The 25,518-nt window shown below is 51.7% G+C and carries 20 protein-coding genes; 4 read left to right on the top strand and 16 right to left on the bottom strand.

The window, feature by feature from the left end:
• The gene (locus NDA02_RS04680) at positions 1 to 495 is read left to right on the top strand and encodes a hypothetical protein (protein ID WP_190790508.1); all 495 of its coding nucleotides are present in this window, start codon (positions 1 to 3) and stop codon (positions 493 to 495) included.
• Between the two features lie 87 nt (positions 496 to 582).
• On the opposite strand, the gene rppA is transcribed toward NDA02_RS04680, so the two are convergent.
• From rppA to groES, 5 genes are all read right to left on the bottom strand, one after another.
• The gene (gene rppA, locus NDA02_RS04675; protein ID WP_190790509.1) at positions 583 to 1,284 is read right to left on the bottom strand and encodes a two-component system response regulator RppA; all 702 of its coding nucleotides are present in this window, start codon (positions 1,282 to 1,284) and stop codon (positions 583 to 585) included.
• A 273-nt stretch (positions 1,285 to 1,557) separates the two neighbouring features.
• On the bottom strand, positions 1,558 to 1,701 hold the full coding sequence (locus tag NDA02_RS04670; RefSeq protein ID WP_190790510.1) for a hypothetical protein: 144 nt from the start codon (positions 1,699 to 1,701) through the stop codon (positions 1,558 to 1,560).
• 116 nt (positions 1,702 to 1,817) lie between these two features.
• Complete coding sequence (locus NDA02_RS04665) at positions 1,818 to 4,952, bottom strand: DUF4347 domain-containing protein (RefSeq protein ID WP_190790511.1); 3,135 nt, start codon at positions 4,950 to 4,952, stop codon at positions 1,818 to 1,820.
• Between the two features lie 629 nt (positions 4,953 to 5,581).
• Positions 5,582 to 7,216 carry a chaperonin GroEL gene (groL, locus tag NDA02_RS04660; RefSeq protein ID WP_348254479.1) on the bottom strand — a complete coding sequence of 545 codons (1,635 nt, stop codon included), beginning with the start codon at positions 7,214 to 7,216 and terminating at the stop codon, positions 5,582 to 5,584.
• Positions 7,217 to 7,302: 86 nt separating this feature from the next.
• Positions 7,303 to 7,614, bottom strand: a complete 312-nt coding sequence (gene groES, locus NDA02_RS04655; RefSeq protein ID WP_190791161.1) for a co-chaperone GroES — start codon at positions 7,612 to 7,614, stop codon at positions 7,303 to 7,305.
• A 670-nt stretch (positions 7,615 to 8,284) separates the two neighbouring features.
• Here groES and NDA02_RS04650 point away from each other — a divergent pair.
• Complete coding sequence (locus NDA02_RS04650; protein ID WP_190791162.1) at positions 8,285 to 12,163, top strand: DUF4347 domain-containing protein; 3,879 nt, start codon at positions 8,285 to 8,287, stop codon at positions 12,161 to 12,163.
• Between the two features lie 3 nt (positions 12,164 to 12,166).
• Here NDA02_RS04650 and dapB read toward each other — a convergent pair whose 3' ends face one another.
• The 8 genes from dapB to NDA02_RS04610 form a co-directional block, all read right to left on the bottom strand.
• Positions 12,167 to 12,988, bottom strand: coding sequence for a 4-hydroxy-tetrahydrodipicolinate reductase (dapB, locus tag NDA02_RS04645; RefSeq protein ID WP_190791163.1), 822 nt, complete (start codon positions 12,986 to 12,988; stop codon positions 12,167 to 12,169).
• Between the two features lie 92 nt (positions 12,989 to 13,080).
• Complete coding sequence (gene cysC / locus NDA02_RS04640; protein ID WP_190791164.1) at positions 13,081 to 13,662, bottom strand: adenylyl-sulfate kinase; 582 nt, start codon at positions 13,660 to 13,662, stop codon at positions 13,081 to 13,083.
• A gap of 350 nt (positions 13,663 to 14,012) precedes the next feature.
• Entirely contained in the window at positions 14,013 to 14,699 is a 687-nt protein-coding gene (locus NDA02_RS04635) for an ABC transporter permease (RefSeq protein ID WP_190791165.1), read from the bottom strand.
• 279 nt (positions 14,700 to 14,978) lie between these two features.
• The gene (locus tag NDA02_RS04630; RefSeq protein ID WP_190791166.1) at positions 14,979 to 15,719 is read right to left on the bottom strand and encodes a DUF3891 family protein; all 741 of its coding nucleotides are present in this window, start codon (positions 15,717 to 15,719) and stop codon (positions 14,979 to 14,981) included.
• Between the two features lie 105 nt (positions 15,720 to 15,824).
• Positions 15,825 to 19,076, bottom strand: coding sequence for an MFS transporter (locus NDA02_RS04625; RefSeq protein WP_190791167.1), 3,252 nt, complete (start codon positions 19,074 to 19,076; stop codon positions 15,825 to 15,827).
• Between the two features lie 403 nt (positions 19,077 to 19,479).
• Entirely contained in the window at positions 19,480 to 20,358 is an 879-nt protein-coding gene (locus NDA02_RS04620; RefSeq protein ID WP_190791168.1) for a DUF2267 domain-containing protein, read from the bottom strand.
• 112 nt (positions 20,359 to 20,470) lie between these two features.
• Positions 20,471 to 20,878, bottom strand: coding sequence for a hypothetical protein (locus NDA02_RS04615; RefSeq protein WP_348254477.1), 408 nt, complete (start codon positions 20,876 to 20,878; stop codon positions 20,471 to 20,473).
• 414 nt (positions 20,879 to 21,292) lie between these two features.
• A complete protein-coding gene (locus NDA02_RS04610) occupies positions 21,293 to 22,579 on the bottom strand; it encodes a hypothetical protein (protein WP_348254475.1) in 1,287 nt (428 codons plus the stop codon).
• A 381-nt stretch (positions 22,580 to 22,960) separates the two neighbouring features.
• On the opposite strand from NDA02_RS04610, the gene NDA02_RS04605 reads away from it, so the two are divergent.
• Complete coding sequence (locus NDA02_RS04605; RefSeq protein WP_190790236.1) at positions 22,961 to 23,527, top strand: DUF6658 family protein; 567 nt, start codon at positions 22,961 to 22,963, stop codon at positions 23,525 to 23,527.
• A gap of 45 nt (positions 23,528 to 23,572) precedes the next feature.
• Positions 23,573 to 24,223: a hypothetical protein gene (locus tag NDA02_RS04600; protein ID WP_190790237.1), complete on the top strand. Its 651-nt coding sequence runs from the start codon at positions 23,573 to 23,575 to the stop codon at positions 24,221 to 24,223.
• 102 nt (positions 24,224 to 24,325) lie between these two features.
• On the opposite strand, the gene NDA02_RS04595 is transcribed toward NDA02_RS04600, so the two are convergent.
• The 3 genes from NDA02_RS04595 to NDA02_RS04585 form a co-directional block, all read right to left on the bottom strand.
• On the bottom strand, positions 24,326 to 24,700 hold the full coding sequence (locus NDA02_RS04595) for a type II toxin-antitoxin system RelE/ParE family toxin (RefSeq protein ID WP_190790238.1): 375 nt from the start codon (positions 24,698 to 24,700) through the stop codon (positions 24,326 to 24,328).
• A complete protein-coding gene (locus tag NDA02_RS04590; protein WP_190790239.1) occupies positions 24,693 to 24,932 on the bottom strand; it encodes a hypothetical protein in 240 nt (79 codons plus the stop codon). The genes NDA02_RS04595 and NDA02_RS04590 overlap by 8 nt, the downstream gene beginning before the upstream one ends.
• A gap of 160 nt (positions 24,933 to 25,092) precedes the next feature.
• On the bottom strand, positions 25,093 to 25,476 hold the full coding sequence (locus NDA02_RS04585; protein WP_190790240.1) for a hypothetical protein: 384 nt from the start codon (positions 25,474 to 25,476) through the stop codon (positions 25,093 to 25,095).
• Between the last annotated feature and the right edge of the window lie 42 nt (positions 25,477 to 25,518).

Genomic DNA, 25,518 nt, shown 5'->3' with positions numbered 1-25,518 from the left:
ATGCACCAATCTGCAATTCGATCGCATTTACTGTTCTATGGTGGAATGATTACCTCAGTGTTCATCCTATTTCGCTTGACTGCTGCTTATGGAGAAGCCCGGCTGCAAGCCCCGCCCAATATCGACGGCATCTATTTCAGTTCGATCGCGCCTCCGGGCTGTCCGAATGACTCGCGCTTACGGCTAACTGTGCAGCAGTCAGGAATTTACCTCAACGGCTCGGTTGATCTCGTGCAGGCAAACGTATCACCCGAAATGCCCGATTCTACCAGTTCTGAAAAGCTGCCGCTAACAGGTCGCTGGAACCAGGAAGCAATGGCTCTTTCGGGCAACACCGATGCGTTAGCCGCTTGTCAGCCTTCTTCAAATTCGGTACTTATTAAGGGAACGATTGCCCCAAACGATCAGCTCACTGCAAGTCTGCAATCCGGCGACACGCCTGCCTGGAGCTTTACTGCCGATCGTCAGGAAAGATCTCAGACCCAGGAGCATTAGGAGCATTAGAAAAGGGTTAGAAATTTATAAAGGAAATTCATAAGGAATGAGTCTCCCCCTCGTCTCCCAATTCTGGAACCCCTGAAACTACCCTCGCCCCTCCCCTTCGATCGCCGACCCAAACCGATACCCCTTGCCATAAACCGTGTGGATTAGAGGTGTTTCACCGTCGGCTTCGATCTTGCGGCGCAGCAGGCGAATTTGGGCGGCTAAGGCATTGCTGCTAGGCTGCTCGCTCGTACTCCAGAGCTGCTGATGCATTTGGTCATGGGTCAAAAGCTGGTTGGGCGATCGCATAAAGTAGGCAAGCAACTGGCACTCTTTTTCCGATAGCTCAATTTTGCGTCCCTGGCGGTAGGCAAGCTGATTTTCCAGGTCGAGTTCCAGATCATTCACTTGTAGCCGTGTGGCAGGCTTCACTTCCAGCGTTGGCGGGCGGCGCAGCAGTGCCCGGACTCTTGCGAGGAGTTCGCGCAGCTCAAACGGCTTGATTAAATAATCATCAGCTCCCGCATCCAGTCCTGAGACGCGATCGTCGATCGTATCCTTCGCAGTCAGAAATAGCACTGGAGTGGTATCCCCCTGGGAGCGAAGCTGCTGGCAAATCTCTAAGCCCGTTTGCTGGGGCAGCATCCAGTCCAGAATCAGCAGATCGTAGCTTCCGGTAGCAGCCAGCTTACGTCCTTCTGAACCATCGTGGGCAATATCAACGTGATACCCCTCGCGCCGCAAAATTCGACTGAGGGGCTCGGTGAGTTCAACCTCGTCGTCAACAAGCAGAATTTGCATGGGCAGCCAGGAAGAGAACGTTCGTTGCTGTCAATTTCTCAATCTTAATATCCCTGAAATGTCCCTGATCAGCAGGAGGATAGAAATCAACGTGAGATGCGATCGGCATAAATCACGGGTCATGGGTCATTAGCTGTGGGTTACTTGTGCTTCGCGGATGACGAATGACCGACCACGAGACTAACCACGAATGACGAATGACGAATGACTGATGACGAATGGCTGATGACGCTTCCGTTATCCCTGGTTTGATACTGTCCTTCTGATGTCCTTCTACTGATCGAGCAAATTTCGAGATAGCGTCGTAAACCGAAGACTGCTCTGCCTGGCTTCCCTGCTGGTATCGATCGGGGTGGTAGCGATCGGGCTGGTTAGAAACAAGAATTCAATCAGCAGCCATTTCTGTGGAAGGGGCATCCTGCCCAGCTGGTTCGTAAGATAAATATCTTATTGAACTGGGCGGATGAGGATACCCCCACAAGCGATTGAGGCCGTTTCCTTAGCACATGATGCACCCTAGCTGACGCTATACCTTAGCTAACGATAAAGTTATTCGCGCTTAGGTCACTGGGAGCAACGCCTTGCAGCAGAACTAACCGGACAAATCCGTTTGCCGCATCGCCGTTGGCATCAACTCGAACAATCGTTCCTCTTGCAGTTTCCGCGAGGCGCACGTATTGCTGGAAGCGGTTTGGACTGCTGTAGCTGTCACCCTTGAAGAGGACTTTCAGGTCAATCCGGTCTTCCCGTTTAAAGTCAAGGACTTGATCAAGCCCGTGTCTTGCCGATCGATATAGGTAGGTATCCCGACCGCCGCCTCCGCTCATGACATCGCGACCGCCGCCGCCAACCATGACATCGTGACCCAGACCGCCGAGAATTCGATCGTTCTGAGAGCCACCCGAAATCCGGTCGTTGTCCCGGTTGCCAAGCAGCAGATCGACATCGCCATTACCGCGAATCCGGTCTTTGCCTCGCCGCCCGAAGACGGTATCCGTTTTTTCACCGCCAATCGCCCGATCGTTGCCCAGACCGCTGTTGATGAAGTCGCGTCCCTTTTGTCCCTCAATCCGGTCGTCATCTTGCTGACCGTTCAGGATGTCCAGGTTCGTGCCTCCTCGAATTCGATCGCGACCGCGACCGCCCATGAGGTTATCATCTCCGAACTTGCCTTCCAGCCGATCGTTGCCGCGTCGTCCCATTGCGGTATCGCGACCGCGACCGCCAAACGCCCGATCGTTGCCCAAGCCGCCGTCCAGGGTGTCAATGCCGTTGTTGCCGCGCAGGTCATCGTTGTTTTGCTGACCTCTGAGCCGATCGCCTGCCGCACCGCCCAACAGTCGATCGTTGCCCCGGTTGCCATTGAGTCGATCCGAACAGCCTGCACCCAACAGTTGGTCGTTACCCGGCTTACCCACCAGGCGATCGCGATCCTCGGTTCCAACCAGACGGTTGTTGCGGCGATTGCCTTTGAGCCTGACCCCTGGTTTGCAGCCGATTGGGTCGAGCAGTGAGTTGAAATTGAGCGTTACGGTTGCCGGAGTGGAGTCAGTTAGACCAGAGCGATCGGTTGACGCATAGGTGAAGCTGCCGCCGCTAAAGTTAGGACCCGACTGAAAGAAGATCTGTTCGATATCTGCTGCCGGAATCACCTGCCCGGCGGTAATTGCGCGACCTCCTGCGCCTGGCAAACCAAGGAACAGTGTGCCCTGAGCCGTATCAGGAACGGTGACAATGGTGAACGAAGCAACGCCATCCCCGGGATCTGGATCAGTTCCCCCCAGTCCAGGCAGATTGGTCAGCGTGTTTTGGGGCAGGTTAAACGGTCGATCGAACGTATCAGGAGCCTGGTTTTGCCCCGGAACTGGAATAGGACCAGGAGTATTTTGCAGCTGCAACGACACTGTGCCAGGCGTATCGCTTTCGCTGCCGAGGTTATCGATCGCAGTATAGGTGAATCCGCTGCCTGTAAAAGTGCCGCTCGACTGGAAAAAGACTTGCCCAATTTGCTCTGGGGTCAGCGTTTGCCCCGCAGTCAGCCGCACATTGCCCGCCGGATCTCCCAGGAACAGCGTTCCCTGGCTGGGGTCGGGCAGCGTCAGAATGCGATAGTTCGTCACGGTTCCATCTGGATCGCTTCCCCCCAGGTTGGGCACGTTGACAGCGCTATTAATCGGCAGTCCCGCAGCCGAGTTGTTGGTGAGCGGTGCAGAAGTCAGGGTCGTCACTGCCAGGTTACGGACTTCGTGGTTGGCGGTGGAGTCCCCTGTTCCGGCGGCAAAACCAAACTTAAAGAAGTCGGGCACTTCACCGTTGCCGGCTGAACGGGTGTTGTAGTTGGTAATGACCGCTTCTTGCGCGTCCAGGAAGTCGCCGTCGTTGTTGCCGTCGATCGAGACGTTGAGGATTCCATCGCCTGAGAGCGTGATCTGAACCCGCCGCGTCGATTGTTCGCGGTTGGTCGCCGTCACATTATTCAGCATGTAGTTGGTTGGGTCGATCGTTGTTCCAGTGAGGTACTGGTAGCCCGTCGCTTCTCGACCCCGCACCGCAACCGTATTGGGAAGCCGTCCATCGCTACCCAGCCCCGGCGCGCCTCCATTTCGCCCTTCGCCCCCGTTGGAGTAGTTGCCAAACGCATCAAACCCGACGCCTAGATAGCCCCCTGCCACCCCCGGAATACCTGTTCTTTGGGCGTAGCCTAAGGAGCCCCCAAACGCCCCAGCATTAGTTGAGTAAGGGGTGCTGCCGTCAATTAGGAAGAAGCTGATTCCGTCTGCTCCGGGAGGCAGCCCGTTTCTGGAGGTTCCGCCCCACTGAAACATATCAAAGGTAATGTTCAGACCCGCGCTGGAGCTAATGGGCTGGTTGTAGAGGACAAAGCCTGCCTGATCAAAGGTCGCGTTGGTGAGGCGCAGTACTCCTGCTCCATCAGGGTCGAGCAACTCGCCAGGGTTTCCTGGTAAGCCGCCTCCACTAGGAGGAACTTGAGGAGGGGCTGCGAACGGGAAGGGTCGAGCCGTCAAATAAGGCGCAACGGCAGAATTGCCAGCATCTCCTGCGCCCTGACCGACCCCTGATACCCAGGAGGTGGCTCCAGGGGCGACCTCGCTGCGCGTAAACGTTTCATTCACAAAAACAACGGGAGCCAAAACAGATTGAAAGTTAGCCATCGCAGTAGCAGAAAAAATAGAGGGGGATAAGATGGCTCCCACCGTTGATTCCAGTGTCCAATCACCACCCAGCTTAGCGTTGCCAGTTCGATTGGTGGAAGCCGCGATCGATGCACCCGTAAGATGGCTCAATTTCTGGATGAAAAGCTGTCCGATCGATCCGGCAGCGACTTCGCAGCCATAGAGTAAAACTTCTGCCCGATCAGTAAAAGCACGAATCCATTGACGAATCTGGTCTGTGTACTGAGACAGAGTTGCCATGCTCAGTTGCGCCGCGCCCAGGTAAAGTGTTCCTGGAGAGCCGTGCGAGAGCAGATGAATGCTTTGGATCGATCGCCGGTTGGCAAGAGCTTCGGTAATTTGCTCAATGCCGTCCCGATCTGCCTCTAAAACGATTACGTCAGCTTCAGCCGTGAGATGGTCTGTCAGACTGCGGTAATGATGCACCGATGGGTCAACAATCAGCAGTATTTTACTGAAATTGGCAGATGTCATAGCTCGTCATCCGAAACGAAAGTTCATTAAATCAATAACTGTGAAATTATCGACTACAACTGGGTAGTTCCGCGTAGAACGCAGTAATTTCCGCAAGATTTTGCTTGGCTCTTAGTTAAATTTAAACAGTTTCTATAACGGCTATTACGAAGATCCAGTTAATAAATTCTGCTTAATTTTAATTTGTCAATGATTTGCTTTGTAAACATTGCATTGAATCATTGAGAGTTGGAGCCGAGCGAATCAAATCGATAGAATCTCAGTGAATTCTTGCATAAATGACACTGGATTAAATTTATAGCAACTTTATCTAAATAAGTAAAATCTCTGTAGTTTAAATAGCAAGTTTATGTATTGAAATCAATCGCTATCGTAATTAAAGTGCAAACAGAGCAATGAGAGCAGCTCGACGAGCTAACGCCTCGCTCCATCTTGCTTGAGCGACAATTTCTATAGAACGAACGCAAACCATAAGCGCAAAAAAACGATCGCCCTCCGGGAGAACGATCGATCTTGAATAAGAAGGGCTTATCCTAACAGAGAAGTTACATTACCTTTCTGATTGGTTCAGCCCTCATTGAATTAAGAATTCAGTCGAAACTTAATTCACACAATCTTAGTAATCGAACTTAGTAATCGAAGTCACCGCCACCCATGCCTGCGCCTGCGGGAGCTGATTCCTTCGGTTCGGGCTTGTCTACAACGATGCACTCGGTCGTCAACACCATTCCGGCGATCGAAGCCGCGTTTTGCAGAGCCGATCGGGTCACTTTCGCCGGGTCAACGATGCCTGCCTCGAACATATCGACAAATTCGCCGCGAGCCGCATCATAGCCGACGTTGAAGTCCTTCTCTTTCACGCGCTCTGCGATCACCGCACCGTTTTGACCTGCGTTTTCAGCGATCCGCTTCAGGGGAGCCGCCAGCGCCCGAGCCACGATCAGCGCACCCGTCAGCTCTTCACCGCTCAGGTTGCCGTTTGCCCACTCTTCCAGCGAAGGCGACAGGTGAGCCAGAGTCGTACCGCCACCGGGGACGATGCCTTCTTCAACGGCTGCCTTGGTTGCGTTAATCGCGTCTTCCAGGCGCAGCTTGCGATCCTTCATTTCGGTTTCGGTTGCTGCACCCACCTTGATGACAGCAACACCGCCAGACAGCTTCGCCAGACGCTCTTGCAGCTTCTCTTTGTCATAGGAAGACTCGGTTTCTTCCATTTGACGGCGGATTTGCTCGCAGCGAGCTTGCACTGCCTTTTCGTTGCCTTCAGCCACGATCGTGGTGGTGTCCTTGGTGATCGTGAGACGGCGAGCGCGACCCAGCATATCGATCTTGACGTTGTCGAGCTTCAGACCTGCATCTTCGGTGATCACCTGACCGCCCGTCAGCACAGCGATATCTTCCAGCATTGCCTTACGACGATCGCCAAAGCCAGGAGCCTTGACCGCAGCCACGTTCAGTACACCGCGTAGACGGTTCACCACCAGGGTTGCCAGGGCTTCTTTCTCGATGTCTTCTGCCAGAATCAGCAGCGGACGACCAGAACGAGCGACTTGCTCCAGCACGGGCACGAGGTCTTGCACCAGCGTGATTTTCTTGTCGGTGATCAGGATGAACGGCTCATCCAGCACGGCTTCCATCCGCTCGGTATCAGTGGCGAAGTAGGGGGAGATATAGCCTTTGTCGAAGCGCATACCCTCGGTGACTTCCAGTTCGGTTGTCATGGATTTGCCTTCTTCCAGCGAAATCACGCCTTCGCGACCCACTTTCTCCATTGCTTCGGCAATCATGGAGCCGACTTCATCGTCGTTTCCGGCAGAGATTGAACCGACTTGAGCGATCGCCTTAGAATCTTCAACCTGACGAGCGTGCTCAGCAATCTTGCTCACCAGGAAGCCTGTTGCTTTGTCAATCCCGCGCTTCAGGGAGATGGCGTTTGCGCCTGCTGCAACGTTCCGCAGACCTTCTTTCACGACCGCGTGAGCCAGCACGGTTGCGGTGGTTGTACCATCCCCTGCGGCATCGTTGGTTTTAGAAGCTGCCTGACGAATCAGCGAAACGCCCGTGTTCTCAACGTGATCTTCCAGTTCGATTTCTTTAGCGATCGTCACCCCGTCATTGACGATCTGCGGTGCGCCAAACTTCTTCTCCAGCACCACGTTCCGACCTTTGGGACCGAGGGTGACTGCAACTGCTTCAGCCAGGATGTCCATGCCTTTTTCCAAGGCACGACGAGCATTTTCGTTGTAAATGATGCGCTTAGCCATAGTTAAACCAACTTAAGTCCAGTAAATACAAATCAGCAAATTCAGCAAGCAAATTCAGAAAACAGTGGAGCGTAATCGTTCAGAAACTAGGAAACGATCGCCAGAATGTCTTTTTCAGACAAAAGTACATACTCTTCGGTGCCGAGTTTGATGTCGGTTCCGGCGTACTTGGAGTACAGCACTTTGTCACCAACTTTGACTTCCGGCTCTTGGCGGTTGCCATCTTCGCCGCGCTTTCCAGGACCCACAGCGGCAATTTCACCCACCTGGGGCTTTTCTTTTGCCGTATCGGGCAGATAAATTCCACCAGCGGTCTTCTCTTCAGATGCGCTGACCTTCACAAACACACGATCGCCCAATGGCTTGACGGTACTAACGCTCAGAGATACTGCTGCCATATCAAGAATTCTCCAAATATCAGAGTAGGTGTGTAGCATTGCTCAGCAGAAATCCGGTTCCTTGGCAGAACCAGTGCATAGCTTGGAAAATAAACAGCCTTGCAATCTGCTTCAGTTTGTCAAGTAATTTCTTGAGCGAGAGTTTAAGGTTTAGCACTCTCAACCCCTGAGTGCTAATTTAGCGGAACGAGACAGACAATTGCAACCGATTGACACCCCCCTTTTGGAGTACGGGTTCCCGAACTGGGGTAGGATGCGCGCTGTAAAGTAGCCTTTTTGGCGCATTGAGCGCGGTTGAATCTAAAGCCCAAATCTAAAACCAGCATTGTTTCAGCCCTGCGAGTTTTATCGCTGGCACGGGCATTCTACTTAAGTAATTGTTCAAGTAATTCTTCAGACAGCCTAATTGCCTATTTCTAAAACTAAATTCAGCAAGATTTCCGTTTCATGCATCAGTATTTATCAAAAAAAATTTATCAAAAAAATTGCTGCTGCTTGCAAGATAACTATCCAGCTATGGGTATATTTCCCCTAGATTTCTGAGGATGGTCTGTCTCTACCCGCCTTCCAGTTTCGGTATTTAAGCAACTTCTAAAAGATTTACAAAGTTAATTTCTCAAACGTTACAAGTTTCGCTTTTTGCTGCTCCCACTTCTGACCGCATTTACCCATGACTGAAATTCGATCGACGCTCATTGTTGTTGACCCCGCCGTTGCAGACTATCAAACCCTGCTGCAAGGAATTGGGTCAGATGCAGAGGTTGTTTTGCTCGATCCGTCCCAGGATGGCATTGCTCAAATTACGCAGCTTTTAGCGGCGCGGCGCGATCTGCTCAGCCTACAAATTGTGTCTCACGGCAGCGAGGGTGCGGTGCAATTGGGTTCGGCACATCTCAGTGGGTCAACGCTCGGTCAATATGCGCTCCTGCTTCGGCAATGGTCAGCTTCTTTTCGTCCGGGTGCGGATCTGCTGCTGTGGGGCTGTGATGTAGCGGCGGGAACCGTGGGGCGATCGTTCCTGACTGAGTTAAGCCAGCTCACCGGGATAGATATTGCCGCCTCAACTAATGTGACAGGCAGTGCCGCACTGGGCGGAGACTGGACGCTAGAAGCCACAACCGGAGAAGTTACGACGCCGATCGCCTTCTCACCCCAAGCACTCGAAGCCTACAGCCAGAAGCTCGCAACCTTTAATGTGGGCAGCTACGACGATCTGATGGATGCGATCGACGATGCAAATAGCACCGCAGGCGATGATGTCATCAACATCACGAACGACTTTGATATCATCGGTGCTTTGCCAAATATCAAATCGAACATTCGCATCCTGGGCAACAACAAAACCCTCAACGGCCAGGACCATCGTATTTTTACCGTTGAGAGCGGGACAGTTCTGATTGAAAACCTGACGCTTGATGGGGGCACTGCAAAAGGAGCAGACGCAACCCTGCCCGGACAAACCGGAGGACTAGGAGAGGGCGGCGGACTCTTGATCATCGGTGGCAACGTTACGCTAGTTCGCGTCGGGTTTCAAAACAACAGCGCAATCGGCGGCACGGGTGGCAATGCTCCCGGTGAAACGGGCGGAAAAGGAGGAGATGCGCGAGGCGGAGCCATTTCGATTCAGGGTGGTTCACTGCGCTTAGCTAGTGTGACATTTAATGGCAACGCAGTTTCGGGCGGAAGCGGCGGCACGGGCGCAACCGTAGGAGCTTCTGGGACTGGAGCTGCTAGGGCACTGTTTGTTAACAACGGTGTAACAGTAATTACAGAGGGCGATCCGGCTTACAACGGCGATACGGTTGTCGGGTCTGTGGTGAAAGTGAATGTGCCCAGAGCGACGATCGCCCGGTCTGCTGCTCCGCTTACGGCTGCCAATGTAGTGGACTACACCGTGACCTTTGACAGTGATGGCCCGATCACGGGGGTAGATGCGACCGATTTTGAGCTGACTCCTGGCTCGATCAGCGATGCGGCGCTCGTGCCAAATATTACCGGGTCAGGCAAAACCTACACAGTCTCGATCGAAACAGGAACCAGCCTCACCGGAACCATTGGGTTGCGGCTGCGCGATAACGACTCGATTACCAGCACAATTTCCACTAATAGAGGAAATATTGTTGTTCCATTGGGTGGCACGGGAATCAACAACGGCAACACATCCGGCGCAGCCTACCAGATCGATCGCACCCCTCCAGGTGTTTTGTCGATTAATCGGCTCGATGCTCAAAACCTAACTGCGGCAGACCAGGTTGCCTATCGCGTGGTGTTTTCCACAGGCGTGAGCGGGGTGACGATCGATGATTTTCAGCCTGCTGCCGTGGGCATTACCGGAGCAACCATTACAGGCATTACCCCGATCAGCGCAGACACTTATAACGTCACCCTAAATACGGGAACTGGGAACGGCACGCTGGGCTTAAACCTGATTGACAATGACTCGATTCAGAATAATCTGAACGTGAAGCTAGGCGGCACAGGAGCCAATAACGGCAATTTCACCAATAGCCAAACCTACTCGATCGACAAAACGCCGCCCCTGGCTTCAGGAATTACCGTAGAAACCCCCAACCCCACCAATGCCGATCGCGTTGATTTCACAGTCAACTTTACTCAACCCGTCACTGGGGTCGATAAGGGTGATTTTGTCCTGGCGACGACCGGAGGCGTGAGCAATGCTCAGATTACAGACCTGGTGGAACTCAATCCGGTAACCTATCGCGTTACGGTCAACACGGGCAGCGGCGATGGCAGCCTGGGACTAAACCTGAAAGACGACGACTCGATTCGTAACGGGCTAGGAGTGGCATTGGGCACTGCCGGAAACGATAACGGCAACTTCACCGGACAGGTTTACACCTTGATCAAGAGTGCGCCGATCGTTTCATCAATTACGCCGATTAACCCCAGCCCCACTGCAGCCGCCACTGTCAATTACGCCGTTTCATTTACCCAGGATGTGCAGGGTGTTGATCAGCGTAGTTTTGCCCTTCAGGGAATTCCTGATGCTCAGATTACGGGGGTGAACGGCAGCGGCAAGAGCTACACGGTCAGCGTGAATACGGGCAGCAGCAGCGGCAATTTGCAGCTTAATTTGATCGACACCGACCTGATCCGCAATAACATCGACGTACCGCTGGGTGGAGCAGGGGCAGGAAACGGAAATTTCCTCGGCGGTTCCTATAGTGTGAACAAAACGCCTCCCCGCGTTGCCTCGATCACTCGTCTGGAAAGCAATCCGCTGAACGCTACCAGCGTCAACTTTGCGGTCATTTTCAACGATGCGGTTTCGAGAGTGGATGCCACTGACTTTAGCCTTGCTACTACAGGCGTGACTGGAGCCAGCATTGCGTCGGTCACGCGAGTTAACGACAGCTTCTACACGGTTGCGGTGAATGCGGGCAACAGCGACGGCACGATCGGCTTAAACCTGATCGACAATGACTCGATTATCAACACGCTGGGAGTCAACCTGGGTGCGGCAGGAATCGGAAACGGCAATTTCACCGGAGAAGTTTACACGATCGATCGCACGGCTCCTGTTCCAACCATTGTGCCCGTCACCCCCCAAACCCGCCGCGAACAGGTCAACGCTATTACGCTGCAATTTAATGAAGCGGTCGCTGGGCTGGACATCAACGATTTGCGGCTCACCAAAGACGGCAATCCGGTGAATCTCTCTAGAGCCACACTGAATAGTGCAGACGGCATCACCTGGACCTTAGGCAACCTGCGAAAGCTAACCAACGGGCAGGGCGACTATCGGCTCAGCCTCACCGCAGGCGATACGGGTATCAGCGATCGGGCAGGCAATCCGCTGCAGGCAAACGTGGCAGAGCGGTGGACGAATCTGGTGACAGTCAAGATTTGTGATCCGGGCATCACGCGGCGCGGCACCAAAGATGCAGACCTTCTGGAAGGCACAGAAAACAGCGACATTCTGAGCGGACGGGGCGGCAACGATACGCTGGTCGGCTTAGACTGTGACGATCGCCTTGACGGGGGCAAAGATAACGATCGCCTCGACGGGGGCTTGGACGACGATGTGCTGCTTGGCGGTTCGGGCAATGACATTCTGATTGGCGGCAACGGTCAGGATACACTTTCTGGCGGCTCAGGAGCCGATCGTATTATCTTCGCGGGTAGCAGTCCCGCCGCAGCCCTGACCACCTCGCTGGCAAATGCTCCCGATCGGGTGCGGAAGTTTAATGCTGAGAAAGGCGATCGCTTTGAGCTGGACTTTGACAATAATCTGCGATCGAGCGATCGTCTCAGAGGGCTATTTAACGCCGGACGAGTCAGAGGAAAAACCTTGGAGCAAGCCAGCCGCAACGCCTATAAAGACAAGAATCAGCGCAGCCAGGGTCAAAAGCTCCATGGAAATGAGGCGGTCTTTTTTAACTGGCGCGGCAATACCTATCTGTCGGTCAATGATACGGTCAAGGGCTACAGCGCAAACCGCGACCTGGTTATCGATGTGACAGGCATCCGGTTCAATCCCGGAAACAGCGGAGCAGGTGTGTTAACGACGGTAGATTATTTTGCCTAACCGTTACAAAATCTTCTCCAGTCCATACACCAACTGCTTAAGCTGAATTACCTTGCGGATTGACAGCAGCACACCCGGCATATAGCAAGCCCGATCGCTCGTATCATGCCGGAGCGTATAAATTTGCCCTGGTGCACCAAAAATCACTTCCTGGTGAGCGATTAGTCCTGGCAGGCGAACGCTGTGAATCCTGATGCCGGACTCGGTTTCTGATCCTCTTGCTCCAGGGAGCTTTTCGGTTTCCTGAACGCTGGGTGGGTTAAAGGGCTTACCAAATTCTTCTAAAAGCTGAGCCGTCTGAATCGCGGTTCCACTGGGCGCATCGGCTTTTTGGTTGTGGTGCAGCTCAATAATTTCAACGTGGTCGAAATACTGCGATGCCTGAATTGCCGCCTGCTGAAGCAGCACCACCCCGATCGAAAAATTCGGAATAATCAAACAGCCTGTACTGGCTTTATCGGCAAACTCGCTCAGTTCTTCAATCTGCTCCTCGCTCAGCCCGGTTGTGCCAATTACCGGACGCACCCCGTAAGCGACCGCTGCCCGCACGTTGTCATACACCGAATCGGGGTGGGTAAAGTCCACCATCACCGCAAGCTGCTTTTCCTGTGCTGCCATTGCCAGCGTTGCTTCCAGATCATTCAGCACCGGAATTTCTAGCGCACCACAGCCGACAATTTCGCCAATATCCTCCCCCTGAATTTCTGGATTGCGATCGATCGCGCCCACCAGCGTCATATCATTCGCTCCGGCGATCGCTTTCACCACTTCCCGCCCCATCTTGCCTGCTGCACCATTCACCACTACCGGAATTGGATCTGCCATAAGTTCCCCGCGATTCAACACAGGCAATTTTAAAGCAACGCAGACGACAGGGGGGACAAAGCAGCAGGAAATTAAATCCCGCTCAGATTCTGCTAAATAAAAAATTCAACCTGGGGCTTCGGCGGAATATACTCTCGCCGCTCCAACTCTTCTAAAACTTTCGCAATGCTCTCTTCCGGCGTTTCCCGATCGGTATAGCAAACGATATCAGGATTGGTCGGCTCCTCATAGGGATCGTCTATTCCGGTAAAGGCTAGCAGTTCGCCTGCCCGCGCCATTGCGTATAGCCCTTTAGCATCCCTCAATTCGCAAACTTCGATCGGCGCATTGACATAAACTTCGATGAAATCTTCGATCGATTGCCGCATTTCTTCACGGGCATCGCGATAGGGACTGATGGTTGCTACGATCGCAATCACCCCGTTCCGGCTGAGCAGATTTGCCACAAAGCCAATCCGCCGCATATTCGTGGTGCGGTCTTCGCGGCTGTAGCCCAATCCTTTGGAAAGATTGGTTCTGACGATATCACCATCCAGAACTTCGACCGGGCAGGCACGACGCTTTAGCTCACGCTCTAACCCCTTTGACAGGGTTGTTTTACCTGCTGCGCTGAGTCCAGTCAACCACAGAACCAATCCTTTCCGTTCCATAGGTTCTTCCCCTTGCGACTTCATCCAAATTGAATCCCGATCGAGCGTTTGTGGTCTGCGAAGTCGGTTATCAAATACAAGATTTTCCCTGATATTTCCCTCGAATCTGGGAATCAGACTAGTTCTAATTTAGACGCTGCAAGGATGCGATGTCCAATCAGCCATTTTAGCCAGCCAATCACACCTCCTTTTGGAGTGCGCTGCTCTTGCTCTGTTCCTGAATCAATATCTGGATTCATTTCGGGAGCGATCGCGATCGATCGAGCATTCGTGGATTGAGCAAGGTCAATTTCATGACGAGTATTTGCACGTTCGGCGACTCCAAAAGTCGCGCCATAGGTCAGTAGGATTGAGGGTCTCTAGGGGGAAGGGCTTTAGAGGGAAGATCTGCGTCGCATTGCAAACAGCAGACCCAACCCAGACGGCTGCGATCGCTGCATTCGCCGAGCAGGACTGGTGAATTGTTCCAGCCCCAGCAGCACACCATTCACTGACCAAGCCAGGGCTGCCACCGCGATCGACCCTGCCCAGATTTTGTCGTAGCGTCCGGTTTGAGCGATGCCTTCAAATAAAAGCGTTCCTAGTCCGCCTGCCCCAAACTTCGCGCCGATTGTTGCAATGGCAATCACCACGATCGCCGCCAACCGTACCCCGGCAAGAAACATGGGCAGCACCAGCGGAACCTGCACGCGCCACCATCGCTGCCAGGCATTCATTCCCATTGCCCGCGCCGCCTCCATCACCTGTGGCGGAATTGCCTGAAGCCCAATCGTAAGACTTCGCACCAGAATTACCTGACTATAGATCACCATTGCCGCAATCACCGATCGCGCATTCAGTCCTAAAAACGGAACCAGCAAAATGATCAGAGCCAGACTGGGAATCGTGTAGAGCAGCCCTAACCCACCTAGAACCGGAACCCTAAGCCAGGGCAGTCGCGTGATCAGCAGCACGATCGGCACTGCAACCAGGATTGCCAGAATTAGCGTTACACCCGTCATCGCCAGATGCTCCAGCAGCAAATTCCAAACGATCGACGGGTTTTTGAGGATATAGGTCATGGTCCATATAGAATTGATCGGCTGAGAGGCGGTTCGGAGAACGATCGCACCTTGTTCAAACCTCCTCTCATGTTAAAGGCTTGAGATACTCCTGAATTAGATCCAGCCTTGTGCAGGCGATTGAAGTATAAAAAATGGAGTGCAGGGGCAGAACTCTGTACGGCGAGAAAGCCCCCCCACCCCCGTACCTTACATACCCCCGTACCTTACATAAATGAAAAACGCTGTAGGTTAAGTTGAGATAGGTGAATAGCGATAGGTTGATGATTTGCGATCGCTCTAGTCCACCTTGGTAAACGTCCATTCCAAGATGTCGATTGGAGCGGACTGAAGGACTTGCACTAATTCCTGATTGTTCTTAAATTGAAGCTGTTTCACATGGCAAGCTTCCACATTCACCGTGAATTCGTCTTCTTCAAAACACCAGGGTTCGACCGTTAGTTTGCCGTCTTTGAGCTGACGCACATCATAGCGAATGTCATCGATGCCACTTGTAATTTCCAGGGCGCGTTCCATATCAGGAATTTTTTGCTGTACCAGAATCAGGGAGAGCCGATCGCACCAGCGCATAAACTGATAGGCCCGTTCTGCTTCGTCTTTGCTGATGCCCAATTCTTTTTGATAGCGAGTTTGCAGTTCGATTTGCTCGTTCAAAAACTCATCCCATTCGGGAGAAGCTCCCCACTGAGTCTGACTTAGAAAGGTCAGGTGTTTTGAAGTTAGCAGCGTCACGAAGCGTCCTCGATAGCGGGCACTGGTGATTTGACCCCGCATACTGGCGATCGACTCTTTATCCGGGATGTGAGCCAGCGTGAAGTCCAGCGGTGCGCCTGCGGGGGTGAGTTCGTTGCCGTCCCATTCTTTCTCCAGATCGTCGTGGTGAGAAATTGCGGCGATCGTTTCATAGAGTCGAATCGGGGCATTCGATCGCTCCCAGTGTCCGGCAAGTTGGGCGGCTAAAAGGGCATGGGCACGGTGGTAGATAATTTGCCAGCCGTCTTCTACTAAGTTGGAAATCATTGCAATCTCTCGAAATTGAACTACTGACTTCATTGAAATTGAATAAGCTCATACAAAAGGGCATAGCCGTGCCATGCCCTTCGGTTTCAGGTTAGTCCTGAATGTTTAGCTTGCTGCGATCGAACCGCCAATTGCCGCCGTTACTGCGGACACGACCGCGGTAAAGAATAGCCACCAAGCAGCCGTTGCCGCTGCTTTGCGAGTTTCGTCAAGCTGACGCTGCGCCTGATATTTAACGGTTTCAACACGACGCTGCGCTTCCATTTGTACCCGCTCTGCCCGTTGCAGAACACCCACCCGTGCCGATTCGATTTGATCCACAATGCGGTGGGCGTACTCGTTGGGAATGTCGGCGCGTGACCCCAGGATTGCCATCATCGTGCCGCGATCGAAATGGCTTAGACGATCGCGAAGGGCGTCAAAGCCAGCCTGCGGATCGTCAAACAGTTGCAGCACGTCGCGCTTGATGCCTTCGTAGTTGAGTTCGGGGCGATCGAGCGAGTTGAGGTAGCTGCGAATCCGATCGAGGATGTTGTCGATCACCGACTGAATGCGGTACTGCACCTGTCGAATCTGATCGAGGAACTGCATTAGGGTCGAGTTGACCTGATCAACAATTCGCTCGGCTTCTTCACGGGAGATGTCTTGACGTTGAGACATCAGCGCAATCAGCGTCGATCGATCAAAGCGAGACAGGCGATCGCCCAACTGGTACATTCCGGCTCTCGGATCGTTCAGCAGGGTTTGCAGATCGCGCTTGATGCCTTCAGGATTCAGCTCTTCCTTGTTGGTATTCCGCAGGTAGTCTTCCAGCATCGACTCAAAGCCCATTACCTGCTGCTGCGTTCTCAGCGCGAGACGGCGGGGGCTGCGGCGAATCTGGGCGATCGAGTTTTGCACCTGATCGATAGTCCGGTTCACCTGATCGGAGCTGAGATCCTGACGCTGACTGAGCAACTGCACCAGCGTATCGCGATCGATGCTGGCAAGTCTGCGGCGTAGGGCGAGCGATCCTTCCTTCGGATCGTTCAGCAGAGTTTGCAGATCGCGCTGAATCCCTTCGGGATTGAGGGCTTCTTTGTTGGTGTTCCGCAGATATTGAGCCAGGGTTTCGAGCGTTTGATTGGTGCGATCTTTCACCGTATCCACTGCGGTTTGCGGTGCGTGAACGACCGAATTCCAATTGGACTCAACCTGACCCACAATCCGATTGGCTTCGTCGTCGGTCAAATCTTGACGCTGGCGCAAAAGCTGTACGACGGTATCGCGATCGAAGTGACCTAGCCGATTCCGCAAGGAAGAAATGCCCGTCTGCGGGTCGTTCAGCAAAAGCTGCAAATCGCGCTGAATCCCTTCAGGGCTAAGTTCGGCTTTGCCTGTGCTGCTGAGATAGTTCGCAAAGCGATCGCGCAGCGTGGTGAGTCGCTCTTTTGCCTGCTGATCGAGCGATCGAGATTCTTCTAACGCCTGATTGCGAGTGGCTTCCAGCGCGTTTAGAATCGTTTCTGTTTCCTCGGGCGTGAGATCCTGACGCTGCATCAGCATTTGGCGCAGGGCATCACGGCTAAAGGGAGCCAGACGCACTGAAGTGGTTTCGTACTCTGCTTCCGCATTGTGCAGAATCGCATAGAACGCGGGCAGAGTGCTGTTTGAGAACAACTGCTCCTTGGGCGTCAGCGTGAGATAAATTTCGATCCGCTGCTGCAAATCAGTCGTCACCTCGCGCTCTTTTTCGGCTCTAGCCGTGGTAATCACTTCCTGCCGAATGCGCTCAAGCTGGTCAGCGATTTCTTCAACCCGAGACGGCGTAAACACACCCCGCGACGAAAGTAGCTGCACAAACAGGGCACGATTCAGACGCGAAACCTGATCGATCACAGCGTCGGGGTCGGCTGCCGGATCATACAGCACTTCGCGGAATTCGCGATCGAGCCGTTCGGGAGTCATCTGCCAGGAATAGGTATTCAGCAGATAGTGTTCCACATCGGTGCGAATCGGAGATGGCTGATTGTCGCCTTTCACCTGCGACACCGCTTTGCTAGTTTGCTCCGAAACGGTTCCTGAAGCAGATTTAAGGCGATCGACAATTTGGCTCACGTTAATGTCAGACAGATCGGTGCGCCCCATCACCAGGCCAATCAGCGTATTCAGACCTGTCATTGCGGTCTGCTGCATCATGCCCTGGCTTGCACCCGCATTGCTACCTGTGCTTGCAGTACCGGCTGTACTGGCTGCATTGTTTGCGGCATCCGCTGCGCTACTTGCTGCACTACTCGCGGCATTCACCGCATTTGTAACATTGGCTGCCAAGGTCGTATTGTTGGTTTGCGCCTGACGCAGTTCATCCGCAAGGCGATCGATCTTGCGGTTCAGTTCGTCGATTTGAAGCTGTCCGGGCTGCGTGCTTTGCAGATAGTTGGTCAGTTCGGACATTTGATCGCGCCGCTGACGCTTGCCCAGCGTTTGCCGCCAAGTCCCTTCCAGCAGATCCGCAAATCGATTCACTTCCTGCGGTGAGAAGTCGGTGCGACGGCTGACCAGATCAACAAATGTTTGGCGATCGATCTGGCTCAGGCGGTTGTTGTCTGCCAACGCCTGAACTTCTGGATCATCCAGCAAACTTTCAAAATCACGTCGTACCTTAGTCAGGTCGTAATTAGGCAGGTTGAGTCGGTGCACGTAGTCTTCGATCGACTGGCGGATCTGCGAAGGGTCGATCGCACTGCCAATCTCATTGCGAACGGCTGATGCCACTGCTTCTGCGGTCGAAACTGCCTGCCGCTTTGCCATTTGTCCGCCGATCGCTGCCGTTGCCGTGTTGAAAACTGACTGGAAACCGGAAGTGGCTGCCTGCACGACCGAACCCACCATCGAGCCAACGGTCGTCGAGCTAAACCAGACCAGCAGCGAAAAGTAAGCCGCCCAGATCACCAAACCGACGATCGCCCCCAGCCCAGAGCTGGTCAGCAGACTGAGCTGCACTGCCAGATAACAGGCAATAAACAGAGCTAAACTTACGCTGATCAGCGTCCAGAGACCGACGCCAAACCCGATCTTGCGAATTGTGGAGCCAACGCCAGAATCATGGTCATCATCGTGATGGCTCGATCGACTCGATTGATGATCAGGATCGGTTGAGCGACCCAAAATTGAAATGCCTGCTGCGACCGAAAGGTTGGTTAGCACCAGCTGAATCGCAAATGCCAGCAGGATTCCAGAAATCAAAGCAACGAAAAACTGCGGTCCTGAAAACAGAACCGAGGTTTGTTCGGGGCGAGCCAGGTTTGGATCGACGGGAACTTGTGCAATCCAGGACAGCCTTCCCCAAGACTCCATAACTGTGAACGAATGAACCATGTCCGTTTCCTTCTAATACAAAACAAATTCACGCAAAGAGCTTGCGCGAGGCTGACGATGCGGAGCAGTTCCACGTGAGGGCGATCGCAGCACAGCAAAAATGAATATTCCTAATAGAGTAAGAATCTCTTTGATTGGGGAAATTTTCATCTCCCCCAGGTGAGAAAGACCCGCCTACTCAAGCCTGGATTGTAAGCACGATCACCAGTAGACGGGCAAATGCTGAACCGATCGAAGTAGGGAAATGCAAAGCAATAACGACAAATTGTGCTAATCGAAATAATTAACAAAAAAATAGCAATAGATTCGATGAAACCCGTTTTTTACCGGATTATGACGATCGAAATCTATTGCTGATTTGTTAGGAGAGAGTCTAGGGTAGGGGAAATCAAACAGGCTGTGGTTATGCTTCTTCCCAGAGTTTGCGAACTACGCCTGGCAGAGCTTCAGCCACTTCCTGAATTCGTTCTGGCGATAGCTCGTCCTTAGTAGCTGAGAAGACCGCTTTAACGACCGTTTCTCGATCGGTGGTTGGCGGTAAGCCTCCCTCATTTGCCACGCGGAACAAGAAGCGATCGTCGTCGATCTTCAGCAAAAATCCGGCATTGTCATGCAGCGGCGGACGAAAACGACTGATAAAGGCAACCAGCGGATTGGTGTCATGCCATAAATCGCTAATTTCCATTTTCAGAGCCTTGTTGTCGGTTGGCAGAACCTCTTCGTGCAGTTCAGATTCAACGCGATCGGCAGCTTCTTTGGTCAACAGATCGCGCATGACGCGGAAGACCACTTCGGTCAGGTCGCGGGCATCGAACAAATCTGGCAGACTGCCTTTAACCATCACCTTTTCCAGGAACGGCTTATCCTTATCGAGGATCGGCACGCTCGGACCTTTCTCGATCGCTTTGGGCGGTTTTGCCTTCATTTCTTCCAGCATTTTGCGTCCCTTCTGGGTCAGCTCTGCCTTCTCAAATTCGATCAGGTGAGGCAAAGGACCATCGGACGAACCGAAGGTACCCGCAATCCGAAAGTCAAATTCCTTCGGGTTCACGGCATCCGGCACGTCTTCCTGATTGCCGTAGGCATTGCCGCTAAACTCAGCGTTGATATACTGCTCTTGGTTCAGGAAATCTAAATGTCCGAGAAGCTCAACCGGAGTCACTTCCATTCCGGCCAAATCCGTTTCAGTAATCTTTACTGGGTCTGGACCCGGGCCTTGATCGCTTTCATCGATCTTTTGCAGCAGCACATAAACCAAGTCATCACGAATAAAAATCGGCATTATCTTCTCCTGTGTGCTTCTCGCTTTGAAAATCTAAACAATTTTGATTGCAAAATTAATGGTTGTAAACCCAGCCTAAGGCTTAAAAATCTATCCTCGTTCTATTCTCGTTTTAATGACCTTTTGTCGTTTCTGGCTTCGCCTGTGTTCCTCTCCCAAATCGCTGCTTTTTCACCAGATCGATCGTCTCAGGAACTTTATCTGGAAGCCCACGCAGATTCTTTAATCCCGTGTCTCCGATATTGCGTTTCGCCTTATCGCCCAGGTCTTCTGCTTTGCGCTGAATCCGCTTTAGGACTTGCGGGCTAATTGTATCCACCTCATTCGGTTGCGCCTGAATAATGCGAAGTCGCTTTTCAGGGGCATTTGGCGCATCCGATGCAGCTTGCGCCTGAACGGTGCTCTGCAGAACAAATGCTGGAGTCAAGAGCAAAGCAACCGTCATCAAACCGATCGCTATTGTTCGGCTGATTGTGCGGAGCAGTTGCATCTGACGCAGCCAACGCATCAATTGACGCATATTCAATTCTCCAAGTATTCAGTTCGGTCAGTAAGGTTTAAACAATGAATCGATCGCTATTAATTAACAATTCGACTCAATCATGCAACTCAATGATGCAACGGCGTTCCCAAATCTTTGTATAAGATCGCACTGTTAATTTTCTTTGGCATCATTCAAAAGATGGAAGTAGAGATGGGTCAGCAGACAGAAAAATTGCTCCCTCTTCAGCTAGATTTCGATAGAACTTCCTGTCAATTGCAGCCCTATCGGTTCTCGACCTGCCCTATTAAACTTGTCCCACTGCCTTTAAACAGCGGTTGTAAGTTCAAGAGGTTTAGGTTTAAGAGAGTGGTTTTTAGACATCAGTGATGAGGGTAGGCTTAAAACCTATCCATGCAACGTCTACCGTTTCGTTGGAGGCAATAGAGATGGTTAGGATCTAAAAATTGCGGCGATCGTGCCAAAATCACTCTGCGTCGAGGGCGAAGCAGAATGAGAGGAAGAAAACATCCCAGGATTCAGCACGTACACAGTGCCCCCATACAGCAGGGTTTGCTCGATTGCAAGCTGAGTCAAGTCAATATCCCCTGCTTCAGCCCGCCAATGCACATCTACTTCCCAGGTGTAGGGATTAAACCTGCCCCACTTTTGATAGTTCGATGCGATGAATAGGGTTTTGACTCTGCGATCGACTGCTCTAGTAATGATTTCCCCAAGATGATTTGAGGCAGAGCCAACCTGAGCTGCCTGCCGATATTGACGTAATGCCTGCTCACGCTCACTGCTCACCAGCTCTTGAACCCGATTCCAGGCTTGTTGGTGCAATTCTTCCAGCTTCATCGTATCCAGGTTGCCAGCAATTTGTGTGTTTAGCATGGTTGGGGCTGTGTTGATTGTGCGATAAGTGGACAAAAGTTGAGGCATTCCTGCCAGAAGGAGCGGCGCATTTTGCGGTTCTAAAAAGCGATCGAGCTGTTCTGCTAACTCTTGACAGTCGTCGTGCATTTGCTGCTTCAGAAAAGCTTCCTGTTCCAAAAAATCATCACGAAAATCATCGTAGATCAATGGGCGACCTACTGCACGGGAACCAATCAGGCGTTTCGATCGAGCCGCTCGAATTGAGGGTTCAAAGCGATGGAGTTCAATTGCGTCGACCAGCGGCTCTGGTAGTTCCTCTGAACTGACAATGCGAATTCCCTGACGAGAACCTTGCAGCAGTCGCACCCGGCTCTGCCCAAATGCCAGCACATAGAAAAGTTCTCCCTGGGTTAACAAGGGCATCAGCGGCTTCAAATCAAAACATTGCCCAACTCTCACGGTTTCGATAAAACACCCTAGCAGTTGATAACAGCGTAAAAACCGAGGCTTGTAGAAGATCACCACACTTTCGGCAGTCAGCGTATTGATCACCTGCTGTTCCAGGGTTTGCATCGTGTCCCGAAAGTCAGTCGCGATTCTAGCTGCGAAATCAGGATCATTTGCCCGATCGCCTGCTTGATTAAGCTGTTGCTGAACGAGATGAATTGCCTGTTGAAATTGCTTCTGAGCCGCTCCAGATTTCCTGTGAATGCAAGCAGATAAATAGATTGAAACGTAAGGCAGCTCCGAAGGGGCTAAAAGTTCTGGTAATTCAACCCTGGAGAACAAACCCATCGCTAGCAAACCTCCGGTTTCGAAAAAGCTATTCCGAAAAAGCTGTGCAGTAGAGCTGCCAAACATAGAGATCGGGGAGGAGACCTCTCCCATCGCTCAAATTCTGTTGGTTCTACAATCTCAGATTTAGAAGATTCTCTACATCCGCCATGAGGTAACTTTCGCAACAGCCTGCCCTACCTCAGAAGATTTGCGCTCATGGCTTGATCACTATCAAAAGACAGAGGATCAATGCTCTACTAACCCTCTAATTTATGGTTAATTTGCAAACAAAGTCCTGCTTTCAGTCACCGCTTTCCTACCCTGCCGCAGCGCTTCAAATAAGTTCACAATATGTTCATGCTGAACTGAATATAACTTTGGCTAGAGGAAGTTACGCCAGCGTCTCAAGTAATGTGAGTAGCGTCTCAAGCCTTTTATAAAATTGCGAAAGCACGGAGTACTTTTGTGAAGCAAGTTGTTTCCTGGCTTAAACAGCTACGGATTGCCCGTCTCGCTATTGTTCTGGTCGCTGGATTTACGCTGTTGCTCACCTCCTGCAACAGTGGAAACATTCAAGGAGCACGCCCGGAAGTTCCCCCCGTGCAGATGGGAGGACAAAACAATCCCTACAAGGGAGGCGGTGACGGCTATACCGATTATAAGATGTCTACCGATCCGAAAGTGAGCGGCGAACACGGAAATCGTAATACAAAACCGATGATGCGTTCTTCGCTAATCGGTAATGGAGAATTGATTGCAAGCAGTGACGTAAAAAGTAATTCAGCACAGGATATTCTCTATCCCGGCGATGACGCTGAAAGAAGCAAAAATCCTGATGTAGGTCCAGTCGGACAGGATTATCGCGAGAAGATAATCAAGAATACGGAAACTGCAACCCCTGAGAAACAGCCGATTATCCAACGCTCAAATCCTAACGAAAAAATTCTAGAAAAGATTGGCGATCAATTCCAGCAATCAACTGATTTCATCAAAGATGCGCTCGAAGGTCAAGCGGAAGGTCAATCGAAATAATCCTGAATCCCATTTGATCGGCTTAAAATATAACGGAGTGTAAATATGAAGGATTTACTGTTCGATCGTTTTTCAAATCTTGTTGCTGCTGTGAAGCGGTTTCCGTTCGCCCGTATCGCTGTAGTTCTGGTTGCAGGGGTGCTGATGCTAGTTAGCACGGCTTGCGGCAATGCGGCTCCGCCTGTGTCGTCAAATAGCAGTCCGGCAAGCCCGATGTCGTCTAATCCGCCCACGCCAAGATCTTCGGGCGAAGGCTCTTACCATGCTAAGACAGGAGCCAATCAGCCCACTGAGTTGTATGACCCGATCCAGGAGCCTGAGGGCGGCATGAATGTGTACAGCGACACCGACCCTCGCTATCAGCGCAAAAACCTCGGTGCCCAGATCGAACGACGGGTGGATAAAGCCGAGAAAAATCTCGATAAATCGATCGAGAGCGTTGGAGACTACGTGGATAACTATACGAGCGGTGCACCGTTGGGTGAACGAGTTCGCAACATTACTGACAGCGTTGGCGAGTCTGCTGAAGATCTAACCGATCGCGTCAAAGGCGGAACCGATCGTGGCACTCAGAATGTGAAAGTGAACACCAAGCGTGCAGAAAGCAATGCCAGCGAAGCCGTGAAGGGAGTTGCTGAAGACACAAAGAGCAATGCTCGTGACCTGACCCGCAAAGCAGAACGCGCCCTGGACTAATCACCTTGCAGTTGAACTGCTCTTCCCCCGTCCCCCCAACGCCAGGGGGGAAGTTTGCTTTTTCTGGATTTCAAAATGCCAATGTCTACCAGTTTTGCTTCTTCAAGTACCACCTTTGTCTTCGCTCGATCGCCGTTCATACTCTGAAATAGCACTCCGAATCTCTTCTGTTTCAATATCGGCTTGCTCAGATTTTGCATAAATTGTGAGCAGAATGATTCCGGTTACTGTTTTGACGTAGTAAATCAGACGATAGCCGCCACTTTTACCTTTCTGCGTGTCACTATTGCGGACTCTCAGCTTGAAGACTGTATACCTAATTCCGGGTATTTGATCTCCTAGTAACTCCCCCCGTTGAAGCTGCTCAATAACAGGCTGTATATCGTTTTTGATATTGCGATACTTCTTAGAAAGAGCGCGTAGGTTTCGGTTAAATGTTAGCGAAGCTTCAACTTGAATGAGAGGCTGATCAGCCATCTTCAAGCCCTTCCCAAACCTGAGCGATCGGAATTGTTTGTCCAGTCATTGCTTCATGCCAGGACTGCCGAAAATCTGTTAAAACTTCCCTCTGAGATCCACCCTCCATAGCTTCCTCTTCCGGAATGAGAACAATCACTTCTACACGGCTGCTTTTCTCAGCCAGGAGAGGGTGATCTAAGGTGAGTTGTCCTTGATCATCGATCGTCGCCATAACTTTAATGGCTTTCATTACTCCTCCTAAGTGTATTGAACTACTTTATAGACGTCACTCGATTGCTGTTCTGGCTAATATGCAGTTCTCATTATTTACACCGAAATGCATTGATGAGAACTCTGTCTCTAACTCCTTAACGGCTGTTTCTAGAAGCATTATCCTTCTACTAAAACATTCAATAGTAGCGAATCAGATACTTTCTCTCGATCGATGCCTGTAAAGATGGACTAAACTCCGTCTGAAATAAGTTATCTAAATTTATCCTGACAATTGATTGCACTTCATCCGGCAAAGGCGCAAAATCAGAACATCGATAGTAATACACCTGCTGATTAGAAGCAATCTCTAAAAGATAATTCACAGCATCCCGGAGCATTTCCTCCTCATTGGGATAGCCATAAATGTATTCCAATGTGCAAAAAAATCGATTGCTTCTATAGCCAGGATGGGTGTAGACATCTGCATAATATCCGTCTCCCTTCCACAGGTTAGAGATCTGGCAAGCGATCGTTTGCAGATCTAGGATTGTCTCAAACTCAAAAGTTGCACTATCGGACATATATCACTAATGTGGGAGAAATAACGCGAGCAGCTTGCTTGT

This window comes from Leptolyngbya sp. ST-U4, assembly GCF_039962215.1.
Taxonomy (GTDB): Bacteria; Cyanobacteriota; Cyanobacteriia; order Elainellales; family Elainellaceae; genus Leptolyngbya_A.
The sequence above is the reverse complement of the archived record's forward strand: the minus strand, read 5'-3'. Positions and strand labels throughout refer to the sequence as shown.